General features: G+C 70.0%; 15 protein-coding genes. 5 read left to right on the forward strand and 10 right to left on the reverse strand.

The genetic code is table 11. The annotated features are described in order from the left end of the window. Window positions 1–70 precede the first annotated feature (70 nt). Window positions 71–1,069, reverse strand: a complete 999-nt coding sequence (locus ACZ6N8_RS26035) for a PaaX family transcriptional regulator (protein WP_466013130.1) — start codon at window positions 1,067–1,069, stop codon at window positions 71–73. 260 nt (window positions 1,070–1,329) lie between these two features. On the opposite strand from ACZ6N8_RS26035, the gene ACZ6N8_RS26040 reads away from it, so the two are divergent. Next, window positions 1,330–2,685 carry an extracellular catalytic domain type 1 short-chain-length polyhydroxyalkanoate depolymerase gene (locus ACZ6N8_RS26040; RefSeq protein WP_466013131.1) on the forward strand — a complete coding sequence of 452 codons (1,356 nt, stop codon included), beginning with the start codon at window positions 1,330–1,332 and terminating at the stop codon, window positions 2,683–2,685. Window positions 2,686–2,801: 116 nt separating this feature from the next. Here ACZ6N8_RS26040 and ACZ6N8_RS26045 read toward each other — a convergent pair whose 3' ends face one another. Continuing rightward, window positions 2,802–3,416, reverse strand: a complete 615-nt coding sequence (locus tag ACZ6N8_RS26045; RefSeq protein WP_466013132.1) for a dihydrofolate reductase family protein — start codon at window positions 3,414–3,416, stop codon at window positions 2,802–2,804. A 133-nt stretch (window positions 3,417–3,549) separates the two neighbouring features. Between ACZ6N8_RS26045 and ACZ6N8_RS26050 the strand changes: the two genes are divergently transcribed. The 3 genes from ACZ6N8_RS26050 to ACZ6N8_RS26060 all read left to right on the forward strand — a co-directional run bounded on the left by ACZ6N8_RS26050 (window position 3,550) and on the right by ACZ6N8_RS26060 (window position 6,885). Continuing rightward, a complete protein-coding gene (locus ACZ6N8_RS26050) occupies window positions 3,550–4,914 on the forward strand; it encodes a pyridoxal phosphate-dependent decarboxylase family protein (RefSeq protein ID WP_466013133.1) in 1,365 nt (454 codons plus the stop codon). A gap of 197 nt (window positions 4,915–5,111) precedes the next feature. Next, window positions 5,112–5,516: a superoxide dismutase, Ni gene (sodN, locus tag ACZ6N8_RS26055; RefSeq protein ID WP_466013134.1), complete on the forward strand. Its 405-nt coding sequence runs from the start codon at window positions 5,112–5,114 to the stop codon at window positions 5,514–5,516. Between the two features lie 61 nt (window positions 5,517–5,577). After that, window positions 5,578–6,885 (forward strand): radical SAM protein, encoded by a 1,308-nt coding sequence (locus ACZ6N8_RS26060; protein WP_466013135.1) that lies wholly within the window; start codon window positions 5,578–5,580, stop codon window positions 6,883–6,885. Window positions 6,886–6,966: 81 nt separating this feature from the next. On the opposite strand, the gene ACZ6N8_RS26065 is transcribed toward ACZ6N8_RS26060, so the two are convergent. From ACZ6N8_RS26065 to ACZ6N8_RS26080, 4 genes are all read right to left on the reverse strand, one after another. Continuing rightward, a complete protein-coding gene (locus ACZ6N8_RS26065) occupies window positions 6,967–7,860 on the reverse strand; it encodes an SGNH/GDSL hydrolase family protein (RefSeq protein WP_466013136.1) in 894 nt (297 codons plus the stop codon). Between the two features lie 206 nt (window positions 7,861–8,066). Next, the gene (locus tag ACZ6N8_RS26070) at window positions 8,067–9,785 is read right to left on the reverse strand and encodes a cellulose binding domain-containing protein (protein WP_466013137.1); all 1,719 of its coding nucleotides are present in this window, start codon (window positions 9,783–9,785) and stop codon (window positions 8,067–8,069) included. A 305-nt stretch (window positions 9,786–10,090) separates the two neighbouring features. Next, window positions 10,091–13,090, reverse strand: coding sequence for a glycoside hydrolase family 95 protein (locus tag ACZ6N8_RS26075; protein WP_466013138.1), 3,000 nt, complete (start codon window positions 13,088–13,090; stop codon window positions 10,091–10,093). Window positions 13,091–13,471: 381 nt separating this feature from the next. Then, window positions 13,472–14,161, reverse strand: coding sequence for a type 1 glutamine amidotransferase domain-containing protein (locus tag ACZ6N8_RS26080; protein ID WP_466013139.1), 690 nt, complete (start codon window positions 14,159–14,161; stop codon window positions 13,472–13,474). Window positions 14,162–14,278: 117 nt separating this feature from the next. Between ACZ6N8_RS26080 and bla the strand changes: the two genes are divergently transcribed. Further along, window positions 14,279–15,220 carry a class A beta-lactamase gene (bla, locus tag ACZ6N8_RS26085; RefSeq protein WP_466013140.1) on the forward strand — a complete coding sequence of 314 codons (942 nt, stop codon included), beginning with the start codon at window positions 14,279–14,281 and terminating at the stop codon, window positions 15,218–15,220. A 55-nt stretch (window positions 15,221–15,275) separates the two neighbouring features. Here the strand turns inward: bla and ACZ6N8_RS26090 are convergent, their stop codons facing one another. From ACZ6N8_RS26090 to ACZ6N8_RS26105, 4 genes are all read right to left on the reverse strand, one after another. Then, window positions 15,276–16,214 (reverse strand): beta-ketoacyl-ACP synthase III, encoded by a 939-nt coding sequence (locus ACZ6N8_RS26090; protein ID WP_387123606.1) that lies wholly within the window; start codon window positions 16,212–16,214, stop codon window positions 15,276–15,278. A gap of 167 nt (window positions 16,215–16,381) precedes the next feature. Beyond that, entirely contained in the window at window positions 16,382–16,588 is a 207-nt protein-coding gene (locus ACZ6N8_RS26095; protein WP_466013141.1) for a hypothetical protein, read from the reverse strand. A 68-nt stretch (window positions 16,589–16,656) separates the two neighbouring features. Continuing rightward, window positions 16,657–17,262: a class I SAM-dependent methyltransferase gene (locus tag ACZ6N8_RS26100; RefSeq protein WP_466013142.1), complete on the reverse strand. Its 606-nt coding sequence runs from the start codon at window positions 17,260–17,262 to the stop codon at window positions 16,657–16,659. Between the two features lie 138 nt (window positions 17,263–17,400). Next, a partial coding sequence (locus ACZ6N8_RS26105) for an RICIN domain-containing protein (protein ID WP_466013143.1) occupies window positions 17,401–18,218 on the reverse strand: 818 nt, incomplete at its 5' end.

Raw genomic sequence — 18,218 nt, forward strand, 5'->3', positions numbered from 1 at the left:
TCGCCACGTCGTCTCCACAAGGTACACAGCGCGCCACCGACGCGATGCCCGGTCGACGGCCCGCTGATCGTCAACCGGCCGTCCCGTCCCGGCAGCCACGTCCCGGGTTCTCGTCGCCGCGTACTCCCGTCACGAGGTCCGTGGTGGTGTGCGCCCGCACGCCCGGCTCCGCGCCGTCGGTGAACCGCGCGACTACCGCTCGGACGTGCCGCTCGGCCGGCTCGGCGAGGCCGTCGTAGACGGCCGCGAACAGCTCCCGGGCCGGCCGCCGGGGCCATCGGACCGGAAGGAGTTCCAGCGGCAGCTGCGGGTCGAGGATGGGAAAGCGCCGGAAGGTGTCCATGACCTCGGTACGCGCCCGCACCGCGGCCGTGCCGTCGACCCGCCCCGATTGTACGAGTGGGACCAGGGGCGTCCACCGCCGCAGGAACACCTCGTAGTGTCCGCTGATCGCCTCGACGTCCCAGGCCTCGATGGGCGCTCGTTGGCTTGTCGTGTCGAGCGCGGACTGCCGGCCGCGGAACACTGTGACCCGGCCCGCCGACAGCTGACCGAGCAGTTCCCGCGCCGGTGGGGTCAGCTCGTACGGTGAGATCCACAGTCCGTCGTACAGCGGCGCGTACCCGAGCCACCGGAGCTGGCCGCGCAGAGCCCGCCGCTGCGCGCCGCGGTCCTGTGGCAGCGAGAAGGCGACAGTCGTCCAGCACCCGTCCCACGACGTCGTCGCGGCGGTGGAGGTCAGGATCCACTGTGCCCCGGCGGACAGGTTGGCGGCGGCGGCACGACTGAGCCGGTACGAGCTGCGCCTGCCGTGCCGGCTGCCCTCCAGCACGCCCCGACGGGACAGCCGGCTGATCGCGGTCCGCGCGCCGGCAGTGGTCACCCCCGACTCGGCGAGCAGCGCGACTATCGCTGCGGACGGGAGCGCGGCGCGGGTCCGCACCGTGTAGTCGGCGAGCAGGGTCACCGCGACGCCCTGGGGCGAGTTGCCGGCCTGGCGCCGGGGCAGCCGGAGCGAGTGCTCCCCGTCGTCCGGATATATCTCCTCGATGTCGAACGGGCTCGCCACAGGCCCTCCGGGCTCGACTCGGGGACGTTGTCCCGACTCTAAACCGAACGCCGGCGGACCCGCCCACATTCTTGATCGAGGTACATCGATTGACACTTATCCGTCCTGAGGGAACACTATCTGCTACGCGATCCCGTACGGAGCCGGCAGGGCATGCACACGTACCAGGCGATGCGCGATCACGCGGGCGGCCGGGCACGCCCGCGACCGGAACGCGCGGCCAGTCCCAGCCCGCACAGGTGATCGAAGGAGTCGTCCCCGTGACAATCAGAAGGAAACTGCTACTACTGGGCCTCGCCGTGTCGCTGGTGGCCGCCGGCCTGATGGTTCCCACCATCCGGCCCGCGTACGCAGCATCGCTGGTCGAGGTCACCAGCTTCGGCGACAACCCGGGCCGGATGCGCATGCACGTCTACGCGCCGGACACCCGTCCGGCCCGGCCGGCGGTCGTGGTGGCCATGCACGGCTGCGGCGGGTCCGGCCCCGGCTTCTACTCCGGCAGCGAGTTCGCCGCACAGGCCGACAGGTACGGATTCATCGTGATCTACCCGAGCGCGACCCAGCAGGCCGGGTTCGGCAACTGCTTCGACACCTGGTCGGACGCCGCCAAGCGTCGCGGCGGCGGCAGCGACCCGGTGTCGATCATCTCCATGATCCGGTACGCGCAGCAGCAGTACGGCGCCGACGCCGACCGGGTCTACGCCACCGGCAGCTCGTCCGGCGGCATGATGACCAACCACATGCTTGCCCTGTACCCCGACGTGTTCAAGGCCGGCGCCGCGTTCATGGGCGTTCCCTTCAACTGCTTCGCCAACGCGGCGGACTACCCGCCCACGAGCAGCCAGTGCACCGGCGGCGCCATGAACCGCACCCCGCAGCAGTGGGGTGACGCGGTCCGCCAGGCCTACCCGGGCTACACCGGCCCCCGCCCACGGGTGCAGTTGTGGCACGGCACCAACGACACGCTCGTGCCGTACTCGCTCCTTCAGGAGACGATCGAGCAGTGGACAAACGTGTTCGGTCTCAGCCAGACACCGACTTCCACCGACACGCCGCAGGCCAACTGGAACCGGCGCAGGTACGCCGACGCCGCCGGCACCGTCCAGGTCGAGGCGTACAGCATCCAGGGGGCCGGGCACAGCCTGCCGGCCGGCGGCATGGCCGCGGCGGCCGTCGCGTTCTTCGGCCTGTCCGCCCCGCCCACGACGCCCCCGCCCACCACGCCGCCGCCCACCACGCCGCCGCCCACGACGCCGCCGCCCACCACGCCCCCGCCCACGACGCCGCCGCCGGGTTCCGGCGCCTGCCGGGTGAGTGTCGCCATCAACGCCTGGAACACCGGGCTCACCGAGAACATCACCATCACCAACACCGGCGCGAGCGCCGTCAACGGCTGGTCCCTGGTGTTCACCCTGCCCGGCGGGCAGAGCGTCACCTCGGGCTGGAACGCCTCCTACTCCCCCGCCTCCGGGCAGGTGACGGCCCGCAACGTCGCCTACAACGCGGGCATCCCGCCGAACGGGTCGGTCACCATCGGCTTCCAGGCCACGCACACCGGCAACACCGCCGGGCCGGGTTCGTTCACCCTCAACGGCGCGGCCTGCACGATCGCCTGACAACGGCGAGCGTCCGGACAGCTCCGACCGGCCCCGTCGCGACACAGCGGCGGGGCCGGTTCGAACCGTCACCGTCGAGTGGGGCCGGCGGTCCGGGACGGGCGACGGCGAAGACGTCAGTCTCCTGCCGGCACCTGGTCCTTGACCTCGTCGTAGCCGACGGCGCCGGGCGCCGCGGTCGGCGCGTAGATCACGCGGATCACGCCCGTCGGAAACACCTCGGTCGCCGTCACCTTCAGGTGGTACGGCGTCTCGCCGTCGTCGAACAGCCTGCGGCCCTTGCGCGCGGCGACCGGATGCACCAGCAGGCGCAACTCGTCGACCAGTCCAGCGGCGAGAAGCTGCTGCACCACCGAGATCGACCCGGGAATCAGGACACCCTTGCTGCCGGCGTCGGCCCGCAACGCGGCCACGACGTCGACGAGGTCACCGGCCAGCAGTTCCGAGTTGCGCCAGGAGAACGTCAGCGGCTGGCGGGAGACGACAATCTTGCGTACGTCGCCGAGCTGCTTGGCGAACGACGCGTCCTCCCCGCCGGCGGCCTCCCGGTCCGGCCAGGCGCCGGCGAAGCTGTCGTACGTCTCGCGGCCGATGACCAGGACGTCGGCGGCGTCGTAGTCCTCGCCGACCGCGCGCCCCATGTTGTCGTCGAAGTACGGGAAGTGCCAGTCGGGGTCGATCTCGGCCACACCGTCGGCCGAGATGAACAGCGTGGAGATGACCTTCGCCATCGCGGTGCCCCCTTCGAATCGGGTGATGTCATCAGGTGAACCGCCACAGCATCGCAAAATCCTCGCCCGGCCACGGACACCTCGCCGCGACAGTGGTAGTCGACCGGTTCCCGACCGGGGATAGGGTGCGTCGATGGAGGACCTGACCCAGCTGTTCCGCCTGGCCGCCGACCACGCCGCCGACTACCGACTGTCGCTTCCGGACCGGCCCGTCGCGCCGCCCGACCAGGCCGGGCTGGCACGGGCGTTCTCCGGTCCGCTGCCCGCCGCACCGGCCCCGGCGCAGCGGGTGGTGACGGACCTGCTCGCCGCGGCCGAGCCCGGGCTGGTCGCCAGCGCCGGCCCGCGTTACTTCGGTTTCGTGGTGGGTGGCGCGCTACCGGCGGCGACCGCCGCCGACATGCTCGCCGTCGGCTGGGACCAGCTCGCCTTCAACGCCGTCACCTCGCCGGCCGCCATCGCGGCCGAGGCCACCGCCGGAGCGTGGCTGAAGGAGCTGCTCGGGATACCGGCGACCGCGTCGGTCGGCTTCGTCACCGGCGGACAGGCCGCCAACACGGCCGGGCTCGCCGCCGCGCGGCACCAGGTGCTGGCCGACGCGGGTTGGGACGTGGAACGACGCGGGTTGATCGGCGCGCCGCCGGTCCGGGTGGTCGCCGCAGCGGAGCGACACGCCACCATCGACAGGTCGCTGCGCCTGCTCGGCCTCGGGTTGGACGCGGTGCGGCAGGTGCCGGCCGGACCGAACGGCGCAATCGACCCCGAGGCACTGGGCGACGTCCTGCGGGCCGGCCCCGTAGGCCCCACCATCGTGTGCCTCCAGGCCGGAAACGTGAACACCGGCGCCTGCGACGAGTTGCGGGAAGCCTGCGAGCTGGCACACCGGCACGGCGCCTGGGTGCACATCGACGGCGCCTTCGGCCTGTGGGCCGCGGCGAGTCCCACCACCCGTCACCTCGTGGACGGGCTGGAGCTGGCCGACTCGTGGGCCTGCGACGGCCACAAGTGGCTCAACCTGCCGTACGACACCGCCTTCGCCTTCTGCGCCCGGCCCGGCTCGCACGCGGCGGCGATGTCCCTGAGCGCCGCGTACCTCGTCGGTTCCGGTGGCGTGCCGGCGGGCGCGGAACTCACCGCCGAGTCCTCGCGCCGCGCCAGGGGGTTCGCGGTCTGGGCCGGCCTGCGCGAGCTGGGGCGCGACGGGCTCGCGGCCCTGGTGGACCGCTGCTGCGCCCTGGCCCGCCGGTTCGCCGAGGGTCTGACCGCGGCCGGGTTCGAGGTGGTCAACGAGGTGGTCCTCAACCAGGTGCTTGTCGACTTCGGTGACGACGTGCGCACCGACCGGGTGGTGGCCGCGGTGCAGGCGGACGGGACCTGCTGGGCGGGCGGTACGACGTGGCGGGGCAGGCGACTCATGCGCATCTCGGTGTCGAACGCCACCACCACGGAGGCGGACGTGGACCTGTCGGTCGCGGCGATCACCCGCCTCGCCGCGTGACGTCGGCCTGGAACGAGGCGCTCCGCGTCACGCCGGTCACGGCGACGATTCTCACACGCCGTTCCCCCGGGTGCGGCCGGAGCAGGAGCGGCACAATCGGTGTGCGGCGGGCCGACGACGACGGAGGTTGACATGAAGCGCGGTTGAGGTCCTAACCTCCGCCGTGGATCACGTTGCTCGCCGTTGGAGGGATTCCGATGCACCTGCCCCGCCTGTTCCGCCCGCGCACCGTCGTGAGCGCCCACTGCGACCTCCCGTGCGGCGTCTACGACCCGGCCCAGGCCCGTATCGAGGCCGAGTCGATCAAGGCGATCGCGGAGAAGTACCAGGCAAGCGACGACCCGGAGTTCCGCACCCGGTCGCTGATCATCAAGGAGCAGCGGGCCGAGCTGGTCAAGCACCACCTCTGGGTGCTGTGGACCGACTACTTCAAGGCGCCGCACTTCGAGAAGTACCCGCACCTGCACGGTCTCTTCAACGAGGCCACCAAGCTCGCCGGCGCCGGCGGCGCGAAGGGGGCTGCGGACCCGGCCGTCGCGGAGCAGTTGCTCGCGAAGATCGACGAGATCTCGAAGATCTTCTGGGAGACCAAGCAGAGCTGAACCGTCGAGACCGGGTGGCCGCGCGCCACCCGGTCCGGCACACCCGATCGGAAGGACCCGCATGACGTCGCGTACCAACCTCGTCGAAGAACTGATGAGCCGATTCCCGCAGGTGCCCCGCGAGGCGGTCATCAAGGAGGACCTGCTGCGTGGCGGCCTCGCCTTCGACGACGCGGCGTTGACCGACAACGAGAACGGCGACGTCAAGCCGAAGTCGTACTTCATCTTCTCCTTCGACCACCGGACGCTTCCGGAACTGGGGACCGCCGCGCTGCGCCGACCGCCCGAGGAGATCGTTCTCACCGGTGGGCCGTACGAGCTGCGCCGGACTGTCGTCTCGGTCCGGACCAATCCCGGGTCTCCGTACCGCGTCCGCACCGACAGCGATGGGCGGCTGCGGTTGTTCCTGGACGGACGGCCGATCGCCGACGTCGGACTACCGCCGATGCCGAACTACTACCGGCACATGCTCGCCAACGGGAAGTCGGTGATGGAGGTCGCCCCGACCATCCAGTGGGGCTACCTCATCTACCTGACCGCGTTCCGGGTCTGCCAGTACTTCGGGGCGAAGGAGGAGTGCCAGTACTGCGACATCAACCACAACTGGCGGCAGCACAAGCAGGCGGGTCGTCCCTACACCGGCGTCAAGCCCGTCGACGAGGTGCTGGAGGCCCTGGAAATCATCGACCGGTACGACACCGAGCGGGTCTCGCAGGCGTACACCCTCACCGGCGGCAGCATCACCTCGCACGTCGGCGGGCTGGCCGAGGCGGACTTCTACGGCCAGTACGCGCAGGCGATCGAGGAACGGTTCCCGGGGCGGTGGATCGGCAAGGTCGTCGCACAGGCACTCCCCCGAGCCGACGTGCAACGGTTCCACGACTACGGGATCCGCATCTACCACCCCAACTACGAGGTGTGGGACAAGCGGTTGTTCGAGTTGTACTGCCCGGGCAAGGAGCGGTACGTCGGCCGGGAGGAGTGGCATCGCCGGATCCTCGACTCCGCGGAGGTGTTCGGCCCGCGCAACGTGATCCCGAATTTCGTTGCGGGCGTCGAGATGGCCACCCCGCACGGCTTCACGAGCGTCGAGGAGGCGATCGACTCCACGGCCGAAGGGCTGGAGTACTTCATGTCGCGCGGGATCACGCCCCGGTTCACCACCTGGTGCCCGGAGCCCACCACGCCGCTCGGACGGGCCAACCCCGAGGGCGCGCCGCTGGAATACCACGTCCGCCTGCTGGAGGTCTACCGGGCGACGATGGACGCCCACGGCCTCTCCAGCCCTCCCGGTTACGGGCCGGCCGGTGCGGGTCGGGCCGTCTTCTCGGTCAGCTCGTTCATGGACAGCCTGCCCGCACCCGCCTGATCGCCCGGACCAGCGCCGACGCGGCCGAGCCGGCCCGCCTTCGCGAAGAAGGGGGGCCGGCTCGGGCGACCGCGTGTCCGGTCAGCTGTTGAGACGGGCGAGCAGCGCGGTGGCCATGCCCTGCTCACCGCGGGCGTTCGGGTGGAACGGGGCGGCCGCGTTCTGCGGCACGAGTCCCTCGACCCACCGGGTGCCGCTGCTCTTGCACGCGTCGCGGCCGATCGACGGGGTGTAGACGTCGGCGTAGGTGGCGCCGTTCGCGGCCGCGGTGTTGGCAAGCATCGCGTTGAGCGACTTCTCGACGGCACGCAGGTACGGCACGTCCTGGTAGGCGATCGGAACGACGGGCCAGCAGCCGTACCCGCTGTCCGGCACGATCGCCGGGTAGCCGAGCACCACGACCCGCGCGCCCGGCGCGGCCCGGCGGATCCCCTGGAGCACGCTCGTCACCTTCGGCGCCGTGGCGGTGATCCGGGCCTGCAACTGGTCGACGCCTCCGGCGGTGTAGCGGTCCTTGCACGGCTGCCCGAGCGGGCTGCTGAGGCTGGCCTCCGCGCAGTCGCCGATGATGCCGGCGAAGCCGATGTCGTTGCCGCCGATCTGCACGGTGACCAGGGCGGTGTTCGACGTGACCGCGCTGAGCTGCGGCGGCAGCGTGATGCCCAACTGGCCGGTGCCGCCGTAGAGGATGTCGTCCGTGGTGGCGCCGGAGCAGCTCACGTCGGCGAACGACGAGGAGCCGGCGGACGCGGCCACCACGGCCGGGTAGTTGCGGCTGGACCGCAGGCAGTTCAGGTCGATCTGCGTCGGAACCAGCGGGCCGGAGGTGTACGAGTCACCCAGAGCGACGTAGCGGCCGGTGGGCACGGCGGCGCTCGCGGGTGTGGCGACGGTGAACAGCACGCCGGCGGTGGCCGTGGCGAGTGCGGCCAGGCGTGCGGCTGCGCGCAGGAACGGAAGGCGGGGACGGGTCATGACGCCTCACAGACGGGATCACGGTGGGGGTGGTGCCAAGATCCTGTCGCCGCCGACGGCTCACGTCAATATCGACGACCCTCACTAAATATCGCTGTGGAGTGTGGGACGGAGAGGTGCCGCTCCCGCCCCGTCGGGACCACGATCGGGCGTGCGGGTGCGGACGATCCGCCACACCCGCACGCCCGGCCGGCCCGGCGTCTCCGTCAGAGGGTGAACACCACTGTGGAGATGCTGCGCGGGCCGACGTTGACGGTGACCTGCCCTCCGTTCACGCTCGTCGGCTGACTTGCCGCGTTGGCGTTCTGGGAGGTGAGGTAGTGCTCCGCCCGGGTGACGTTCTGCGGCGCCTGGATCACCGCGTTGTTCACCGCGCTGTTCGACCGGTTGAGGATCACCAGGGTGATCTTCCCGTCGCCCTGGTAGGCGGTCACCTCCAGCGGCGAGGCCTTGGAACTCTTCGTCAGGGCGACCCGCTGGTAGCCGGGGCGGACGAACTTGGCGTACTGCGAGAAGGCGTACCCGCGCTTGAGCGGGGCGCCGGCCGTGGTGCCGTACGCCGCCTCACCGTCGCCGACGAAGGAGTAGTACCGCTTGCCGTACCACCAGATGTAGGCGCTCCAGTTCGACTCCATCGACTTGTGCACGGTCCGCATGATGTCGTCGAGCGTCTCGTTCCAGACGGCGAGGTTGCTGGGGTTGCCCCAGATGTTCGAGCCGCTGCCGTCGGCCTCGTGGTAGTTCCACTCGGTCATCCACACCGGCTTGTTGTACTGCTCGGCCAGGGAGTACGGCCTCAGCCGACCCGAGTCCTCGGTGCCGTACAGGTGGCCGCCGATGTAGCCGATGTTGTTCCGGGCGGTGGTGTCGTTCAGGGTCGGATCGGTGAAGCCGTAGTTCATGTTCACCGCCTCGGCGACCATCAGCCTGGTGTTCTGCACCCTCGCGCCCTGGTCACGGACGAAGTTGCGGAGTTCGGTGCCGCTCCAGTCCATCGAGTCGTAGTCCGGGTGCCAGTCCGGCTCGTTCTGCACCGAGGTGACGTCGATGGCCACACCCTGGTTACGCATGTACTGGACGTAGCTGTTCAGGTGGTTGGCGTAGTCGTCGTAGTAGTCGGTCTTCAGCTTGCCGCCGTTCGTCCGGCTGTTGTTCGTCTTCCAGGCGGCCGGAGCCGTCCAGGGCGACGCGAGGATCTTTACCCCCGAGCCCGACGTCTTCGCCGTCTTCAGGGCGTTCACCTGGGTCGGCCACTCACTGGAGACCGGCGAGAGGCCGGTCCGCACGATGGACAGACCGAGTTGGTTGGCGCCCATCCCGACAAGCGTCTGCGTCTCGGCAGTCGACCAGGTGCCACCCCAGATCGGTGTCGCGGCCCCGAACCCGTCGACAGTCTGGTACCTGGTGGCGCTGTTCACGGTGATGTCCGCCGGGCCGTTCGGAGGCGGGGTGGTCGGTGGCGGGGTGGTCGGGGGTGGGGTGGTCGGGGGTGGGGTGGTGGGTCCGGTGCCTCCGGTGCAGGCCACTCCGTTCAGCGCGAAGCTGGTCGGAGCGGGGTTGCTGCCGGTCCACGAGCCGTTGAAGCCGAAGGAGGCCGTCCCGTTGGTCGCGATGGCGCCGTTGTAGTCGACGTTCCGTGCGGTGACGGCGGTGCCGCTCTGGGTCAACGACGTGTTCCACGCCTGCTGGACGGTCTGACCGGCGCTGTAGGACCAGGTCAGGGTCCAGCCACTGACGGGATCGCCGAGATTGGTGATCGTGACGTTGGCGCCGAAGCCGCCCTGCCACTGGGACGACACGCTGTAGTCCACCGAGCATCCGGCGGCTGCGGCACCCGCTGGCGCCGCCATGGCGACAGCCGTCGAGGCCAGCAGAACGGCACCGGCCGACACCGCTGCGACGTTTGCCCCTCTGGATTTCCTCATAGAGCATTCTCCTGAGCTGGGGTGACGCAGCCTCTTTCACACGCGTCACGCACGAGAATCGGCGTCCGTCCACGACCGGATCGGTGGTGAACGCACCGCTGTTAGCGCTAACAGATGCGGCCCGATCGCACCCGTACCCGCGTACACAGTTGCCCGATGACACACCGGGCTCCCACAGCGTGCCAACCTCTGCGCCATAGACTCTCGCCGATGGCTCCGTCGCCCGTCAAGCGCCACCCGGCCCCGCTCGCGTCCGGACGGGACACGCGCGGGGCCGGGTGGTCGGCAGGTGCGTACGGACGCCGTCAGGCGCCGATCGCGATGGCGAAGATGTGCATGGTCGGCACCCCGGATGCGGGCCGGGCACTGATGTTCGGCAACTCCACCCGGGCCACCGCCTTGTTCTGCAACGTCACGCCGACGTAGTAGACGCAGGCGGCCGTGGCCTGACGCTGGTTGCCGGGCCGGTTCTGGTACGCGGTCACGATTGCCGCCGTACCGGCGGAGTTCGGTCCCCCGTACCAGTCGGGAGAGCTCAGGGTGAACGTCTGACGGGTGCCGTCGGCGTAGACCACCGCCGCGGTCCCCGACACCGCGCCGTACGTGCCGGCCAGGAGGAACCCGAGGGTACGACCGGTGCCTGTCACGCTTATCGACTGGCCCGAGGCGATGGCGTTGTCGGCGACTCCGGGGCTGACGTTGGGCCAGCGGAAGGTGACCCCGTCGCGGCTCACCGTGCTGCCCGGGGTGACGCCGGCCTGCGCCAGCGCCTGCGCGGAGAGCGTGGCCCCGTTGCCGTCGAAGTTGCCGACGCCCGTGTTTGTGTCGTTGGTGATGCCCGCGTTGGTGAAGCTCTGCTCCAACGTCGGTGTGGTGGCGCCGGAACTGGTGACCCGGTAGGTGCGTCCGGCCTGCACTGTGACGTCGATCAGGTCGCTCTCGATCCGCGTGGTCCGGGCTGCCGTGCCGTCGGCGGTGTCGACAACCGTGACGGTGCCGGTCAGGATCCGCGACCGCAGGCGGACCGTACCGGCGCGGTCCGGCCGCAGGAGAATCTCGGTGGCCTGCCCGTTGGCCCAGGTGACGCCGACCGTGTGCCCGCCCCGGCCGCGCAGGCCGGCCACCCGGCCGCTCGGCCACGCCGGCGGCAGCGCCGGCAGGACGTGCAGCTCACCGGCGTGGCTCTGCAACAGCATCTCCGCGATGCCGGCGGTGGCGCCGAAGTTGCCGTCGATCTGGAACGGCGGGTGCAGGTCGAACATGTTTGGCGCGAGGCGTGCGGTGGTCGCGAGATAGCGGATCAGGTCGTGGGCCCGCTTTCCCTCCTCCATCCGCGCCCAGAAGTTGATTTTCCAGGCCAGCGACCAGCCCGTGCCGTCGTCGCCGCGCAGCTCCAGCGTCCTGCGCGCGGCCTCGAACAACTGTGACGTACCCCGCTTGGTGATCTGGTTGCTCGGGGCCAGCCCGTACAGATGGGAGATGTGCCTGTGGTTGCGCTCGGTCTCCACCCAGTCGTAGAGCCATTCCTGGATGTTGCCCCGAGATCCGATCTTCATCGGGGGAAGCCTGTCGCGGGTGGCGCGCGCCTGGGCGCGGAACGTCTCGTCGACGCCGAGGATCTCGCTGGCCCGGGCGCAGCCGTCGAACAGGTCCCGCAGGATCTGGTTGTCCATCGTGGGGCCGGCGCAGACGCTGGCGTCCGTGTGGTGGCTCAGCTCCGGGGAGTTCGACGGGTTGGTGACCAGGTAGCCGAGGGTCGGCTCGGTCACCAGGGTGTTGAGGAAGAACTGCGCGGCACCCTTCATCGCCGGATAGTTCGCCCGCAGGAACTCGATGTCGCCGGTGAACAGGTAGTGGTCCCAGATCAGGGTGCTCAGCCAGGCTCCACCGGTCTGCCACATGCCCCAGAAGGCGCCGTCCACCACCGAGGTGGCCCGCCACGCGTCGGTGTTGTGGTGGGTGACCCAGCCGCCCGCCGCGCCGTACTGCACCTGCGCCGTACGGGTGCCGGCGACCGCGAGGTCCCGGATCATGTCGAACACCGGGCTGTGACACTCCGACAGGTTCGTCGTGTTGGCCAGCCAGTAGTTCATCGGCAGGTTGGCGTTGATCGTGTACTTGGAGTCCCACGACGGGGTCAACGAGTCGTTCCAGATGCCCTGGAGGTTGGCCGGCTGTGTGCCGGGCCGCGACGACGAGATCAACAGGTACCTGCCGAACTGGAACAGCAGCGCGGAGAACTGCGGATCGTTGACGCTGTTGTGCTGGGCGATCCGCACGTCGGTCGGCTGGTCGGCGGCGGAGGTACGGCCCAGGTCCAGGCTGACCCGACCGAACAGCGCCTGGTAGTCGGTCACGTGCCGGCCGCGCAACTGGTCGTAGCTGCTCGCCCGCGCCGCGGTGAGGCGCCCCCGCGCGAGACCCTGGTAGTCACCCCCGACGTTGCGGTAGTTGACGTAGCTGGAGCCGATGGAGATCAACAAGGTCACGCTTGTGGCGTTGGTGACCCGCAGGGTGCCGCCGGAGCTGGACACGGTGCCGCCGCTGACTGTGGCGTTGGCCAGCGCGAGGAAGCGGACCGATCCGTTGACCCCCTCCTGGTTGCCGGAGACGCCGTCGAGCGAGATGGTGGTGCCGTCCGGGCTGGCGACCGACGTCCGTTGCGGGCTGTCGAAGGTCGCGGTGAACGTGACCGACCCGGCCCGGTCGGCGGTCAGGCGCATTGCGATGACCTGGTCGGGCGCGCTCGCGAACACCTCACGCTGGTAACGCACACCGTTCATCACGTACGTCACCGACGTGGTCGCGGTGGTCAGGTCCAGTTGCCTGTCGTACTGCGAGGCGGAGCCCGAGGTGGGGAAGGTCAGCCGGAGGTTGCCGACGGTCTGGTAGGCCAACTGCCCCACCGGATTGCCGAGCATGTTCTGGTTGATGAGGTTCTGGGCCTGGGTCCACTGGTTCGCGAAGACCAGTCGCCGGATCTCCGCCAGCGCTCCCGCACCTCTGGTGTTGCTGGGATCGTGCGGGCCGCCGGCCCAGACGGTGTCCTCGTTGAGCTGTAGCCGCTCCGAGTCGACGTTTCCGAACACCATGGCGCCGAGTCGGCCGTTTCCGATCGGTAGCGCCCGGAGCCAGTCGGTGCCGGCCGACTCGTCGTACCAGAGCGCCAGATCCCCGGCCGCCAGCACCGCTGGAGGCGCCGCGGATCCACCTCGGGCCGCCGCCGTCCACGGTAGCGGCAGCAGGGCGCCGCCCGCGCCGGCCGCGCCCATCTTCAGGGCCTGCCGTCGGGTCAGGTCTGACATCGATCCTCCAAACGGTGACCGATCCGGCCACTTCACGCGCGCGACAGGAATGAGAGCCACAGTGGATCCGCTCGGTGGTGCCACAACACGATGTCGCCGCGTGGGGCCCTGGGCGACCCATCGATCGACAAACATACGATGTGTTTCGCGAACGTTACACCCGGGTCGCGAGATAGGCAACGATCGATCGATGTGGACCTTGTCGTCCCCAGCACAGTGACCAGGAAGATTCAGAGGAGATTCGCTGGCGGCCGTAGAGGCGGGCGGGGCCGACACGCATAGCGCCACGCGCATACATCAGATGTCACAGTCGGCGGGTGTAGCGACTCCGTCCGGCGGGACCACCGGTCGTGGCCCCACCGGATGGAGGTGGCGCTGCTGTCAGCCGTTCCGGGCGACCAGGGAGATCAGCTGGTCGGCGGCCGGACCCGACGAGGCCGGGTTCTGACCGGTGACGAGCAGACCGTCGGTCACCACGTACGGCTCGAAGTTGCCGGCCTTGGAGAACTCCGCCCCCTTGGCGGTCAACTCACTCTCGACGAGGAAGGGCACGACCTTCGTCAGGCCCATCTCCTCCTCCTCGCTGTCGGTGAAACCGGTGACCCGCCGTCCGGCGACCAGCGGCTCACCACCTGGCGTCGTACAGCGCCGCAACACTCCCGGTGCGTGGCACACAAGCGCGATGGGCTTGCCCGCCGCGACGACCCGCTCGATCAGCTCGACAGATGTGTCGTCCTCGGCGAGATCCCACAGCGGGCCGTGGCCGCCCGGGTAGAAGACGGTGTCGAACTCCTCGACCGACACCGAGTCGAGCCGTACCGTCGAATCGAGCTGGCGTGCCGCCTCGGCGTCCGCCTCGAACCGGCGGGTCTCATCCGTCTGGAAATCCGGCTCCCTGCTCTTGGGGTCCAGGGGCGCCCGCCCACCCTGGGGTGAGGCGAGCGTCACGTCCCATCCGGCGTCCCGAAAGCGGTAGTAGGGCGTCGCCAGCTCCTCCAACCAGAAGCCTGTCTTGTTTCCGGTGTCCCCCAGCTGGTCGTGCGAGGTCAACACCATCAGAACCTTCGTCATGTCCGCTCCCATCAGCAGTCTCACTGACAGGTACCCCGGCTGGCGGGGGGCGATACTATGGCCGCCGTCTCCCTGTCCGCGAGCGTCAGCCACCAGCACAGATGGGGGTTTCGGGTCATGCTCGGTTCCCGCGCCGACGCCGGGCCGACAGGACGTCTGACGACGGCGGCCGTCGCGGCGGCGGCAGTGGTCGCCCTGGCCGCGTGCAGCAGCGTCCCCGAGCCGGCCGAGGCGCCGGTACGCGACCGCGATGAGGCACCGGCCAGCGCCTCCCCCACCCCCGATCGCAGCCAGGACTTCCCCCGGCTGGAGAAGACGTACGGGGCACGGCTGGGCGTCCACGCCATCGACACAGGCACGGGTCGGACGGTGCGCTACCGCGCCGACGAGCGGTTCGCCTACGCCTCGACGTACAAGGCGCTCGCCGCCGCCGAGGTCCTCGACGCGACCACCGACGCGGAACTGGACCGGGTTGTGCGGTACTCGGCGAGCGACCTGGTGACGTACTCGCCGATCACCGAGCGGCACGTCGCCGACGGGATGACGTTGCGCGCCCTCGCCGACGCCGCAGTCCGGTACAGCGACAACACCGCAGGCAACCTGCTGCTGCGGCACCTCGGTGGACCGAAGCGGTTCGAGGCCGAACTGCGGAAGATCGGTGACACGGTCACCGACGCTTCCCGGTACGAGACAAGCCTCAACGAGGCGACGCCCGGCGACAGGCGGGACACCAGCAGCCCTCAGGCACTGGCTGACGACCTGCGGGCGTACGCCGTCGCCGACGCCCTCGAACCCACCGACCGCGACACCCTCATCGGCTGGCTGAGGGGCAACACCACAGGCGGCACCCTGATCCGGGCCGGCGTTCCGGACGGCTGGATCGTCGGTGACAAGACCGGCACCGGCGGGTACGGCACCCGCAACGACATCGCAGTGATCTGGCCGCCGAATCGCGCCCCGATCGTCCTCGTCGTGCTGTCCAGCCGCGACGAGAAGGACGCCACCCCCGACGACGCCCTCATAGCCCTGGCCACCGAAGCGGCGATCGCGCAGCTCTGAGCGTCGCGGCACGGCTCGCGCGCTGCCCCCCGGGCGGTGAGCGGAGCCGGGCTGATCAGGGGCAGCGCACCACCTGGCCGGCGTAGGACAGGCCACCGCCGAAGCCGAACAGCAGCACCCAGCCCCCGGAGGGGATCTCACCACGCGCGACCATCTTGGACAGTGCCAGCGGGATGCTTGCCGCCGAGGTGTTGCCCGAGTCGACGACGTCCCGGGCGATCACCGCGTTCTCGGCGCCGATCCGTTGGGCAAGTGGCTCGACGATGCGCAGGTTGGCCTGGTGCGGGACGATCGCCGCCAGTTCCGACGGGTCGATGCCGGCACGCTCGCAGACCGAGATGGCGATGCGCGGCAGAGCGGTCGTCGTCCACCTGAAGACCGTCTGCCCCGCCTGCTGGAACGTACCGTCGCGTCCCTCGATGCGGACGGCGTCGGACATCTCCGGCACCGAGCCCCACACGACGGGCCCGACCTCCGGCTGCTCGGCGGCGGTGAGGACCGCGGCGCCCGCACCGTCACCGATGAGCACGCAGGTGCTCCGGTCCGACCAGTCCGTCCAGTCGGAGAGTCTCTCCGCGCCGACGACGACGGCCGTGCGCGCCGCTCCCGCGCGGATGGCGTGGTCGGCGGTGGCGAGGGCGTGCGTGAAGCCGGCGCAGGCGACATTGAGATCAAGCGCGGCCGGACTCGGCAGGCCCAGCCGCGCGGCCACCCGGGCGGCGATGTTGGGCGACCGGTCCTCGGCGGTGCAGGTGGCGACCAGGACGTAGTCGACGTCCTCGGCCCGTACGCCGGCGTTCTCCAGAGCGTGCCGGGCCGCCTGGGTCGCCATCAGGTCGACGGACTCGGTCTTGTCGGCGATGTGGCGGGTACGGATCCCCACCCGACTGCGGATCCACTCGTCGCTGGTGTCGACCATGCGCGCCAGGTCGTCGTTCGTGAGCACGGCGGCCGGCTGGTAGTGACCGAGCGCGAGAATGCGTGAGCCACCCATGGGCTGTTGCTCCGATCGTCGGCGCACCGTGCGAGTGGCACGGGGAGAGCGACAGTGCTCCCCGCCCAGGATGCCACCGGTGGACCTGGCGTCCGGCCCGTAACCACATGCTGGACGACGGTCCCACCCGTCCGACCTGACGACCGGCCGTCACCTGAGGCGATACCTCACGCGACCTCTCTCGCGCGACGCGTCCCGCCGGAACGCTTGAGGGCGACGACCCCGCCGACGACGAAGATGACGCTGAGGATCAACCCGACCAGATTGCCCTCGGTCAACGTGGCGAAGAAACCCAGAATGCCCACGATGACCGCCACTCCCCCGAGAAGTCGCATGAAGTAGCCGCCGACGGACCTGACTCGTTCATTCGTCATGGCGAGGGGTGTTGCCCGACACTCGGGTGCCACAAACGTCGATGGACGCGGGGCGTCGTCGGCGATCCTCAGGCGGTCGCGGTGGCCGCGATGACTGCGTGCGGCCGCTGAGTGTCATCGCCGGGCCGCTGAAGGCGTTCCACTTCGGTGAAGCCGGCTCGCGCCAGCCGCGCGGAGAATTCGTCGACCGGCCAGCGATAGGCGGTAACGACCTTGTGGTCGAACGCGCCCACCTCGTCGGCGTCGAAGAAACCGATCACCACCGTCCCGCCCGGGGCCACAGCCCGCCGGAGCCGAGCGAGCACGCCGTCGAGATCCGGCGGCGGAAGGTGGATCAGTGAGTACCAGGCCAGGAGCCCGGAGAGGGAACCGGCGGCGACGTCGAGGGTGTCGATGGTCCCGAGCTGGTACCTGCCACCCGGGTGGGTCGCCCGGGCGTGGTCGATGAACTCCGGGACCATGTCGAGGCCCCTCGCGTCGACCCCCAGCGAACGGAGGTGGTCGGTGAGGTGGCCGGGCCCGCAGCCCAGGTCGAGCACCGCGCCGGGCCGGCCCGCCAGATGCCGCCCGATGAAGGCGAGGTCGTCGGGGTGTACCTGCTCGCGGCTGCCGAACAGCCCGATGTAGAGCTCCGCGACCGATGAGTACGCCTGCCGGACCCGTTCCACGTTCACCTGGCGACTATAGGGGCTCGATCTGGCCGACTGCGGTGCGCGCCGCCGTGGGCGGCGGTGACGGTGGCGCGGACGGGTGCGTCCGCGCCACCGCTGCCGGCAGCACTTCGAGCGGTCGCGCCGCAGGTGACTGGTGGTCTACCCGATGCGGACCAGCTGCCACTGCTGGTTGTTGCCACCCCAGTCGGTGTACTGGACGATGTTCCCGCCGTCGGCGGTGGACGCGCCCTGGACCTCGACCGCCTTGCCGCTGTTGCGGTTGATCAGACGCAGGTAACCGCCGCTCGATTCGGCGATGCGGAACTGCTGGTTCGTACCGTTGCCGTCGCTCCACTGGACGATCGCCCCACCGTCGGAGGTGGAGAAGTTGTAGACGTCCAACACCTTGCCCGAGTTGCGGGACTTCAGCCGGTAGTAGCCACCGCCGGAGTCCACGAACTGCCACTGCTGCCACGCGCCGTCGTTACGGGACCACTGGGTGATCCGCGCGCCGTCAGCTGTCGCCCGCTCGTACACGTCGAGCGCCTTGCCGCTGTTCCGGTTCACCAGCACGTACCAGGCGGTGGTGTCCACCGGGGTGCCCGGCGGGGGCGTCGACGGCGGGTTCGATCCCTCGTTCAGGGCGTTGAGGACCGCGGTGTACGCGGCCTTCTTGTTACCCGACCTGTCGAACAGGAGGGCGTTGTCGGAGCCTCGCCACGAGTCGCTGTCCCGTACGCCCCACACGGTGATGCCGGTGCAGCGCGAGACAGCCAGGCAGGCCCGGGTGACCGAGGCGAAGATGTTCGCCTGGTTGGAGCCGGTCATCACGTCCAGCTCGGTGATCTGCACGTCCACACCCAGATCAGCGAACCGCTGCAAATTGGCCTGATAGTCACCAGCCAACGTCGTGCCCAGATGCGACTGGAACCCCACACAGTCGATCGGCACACCACGAGACTTGAAGTCCCGCACCA

The sequence above is a fragment of the Micromonospora sp. NPDC047521 genome (assembly GCF_055587305.1).

Excerpts from the sequence above, each read along its gene's own strand:
- ACZ6N8_RS26095 (WP_466013141.1), bottom strand. The coding sequence starts at position 16,588 with ATGACGAATGAACGAGTCAGGTCCGTCGGCGGCTACTTCATGCGACTT.
- ACZ6N8_RS26090 (WP_387123606.1), bottom strand. The coding sequence starts at position 16,214 with ATGGGTGGCTCACGCATTCTCGCGCTCGGTCACTACCAGCCGGCCGCC.
- bla (WP_466013140.1), top strand. The coding sequence starts at position 14,279 with ATGCTCGGTTCCCGCGCCGACGCCGGGCCGACAGGACGTCTGACGACG.
- ACZ6N8_RS26065 (WP_466013136.1), bottom strand. The coding sequence starts at position 7,860 with ATGACCCGTCCCCGCCTTCCGTTCCTGCGCGCAGCCGCACGCCTGGCC.
- ACZ6N8_RS26060 (WP_466013135.1), top strand. The coding sequence starts at position 5,578 with ATGACGTCGCGTACCAACCTCGTCGAAGAACTGATGAGCCGATTCCCG.
- ACZ6N8_RS26070 (WP_466013137.1), bottom strand. The coding sequence starts at position 9,785 with ATGAGGAAATCCAGAGGGGCAAACGTCGCAGCGGTGTCGGCCGGTGCC.
- ACZ6N8_RS26075 (WP_466013138.1), bottom strand. The coding sequence starts at position 13,090 with ATGTCAGACCTGACCCGACGGCAGGCCCTGAAGATGGGCGCGGCCGGC.
- sodN (WP_466013134.1), top strand. The coding sequence starts at position 5,112 with ATGCACCTGCCCCGCCTGTTCCGCCCGCGCACCGTCGTGAGCGCCCAC.
- ACZ6N8_RS26045 (WP_466013132.1), bottom strand. The coding sequence starts at position 3,416 with ATGGCGAAGGTCATCTCCACGCTGTTCATCTCGGCCGACGGTGTGGCC.
- ACZ6N8_RS26080 (WP_466013139.1), bottom strand. The coding sequence starts at position 14,161 with ATGACGAAGGTTCTGATGGTGTTGACCTCGCACGACCAGCTGGGGGAC.
- ACZ6N8_RS26050 (WP_466013133.1), top strand. The coding sequence starts at position 3,550 with ATGGAGGACCTGACCCAGCTGTTCCGCCTGGCCGCCGACCACGCCGCC.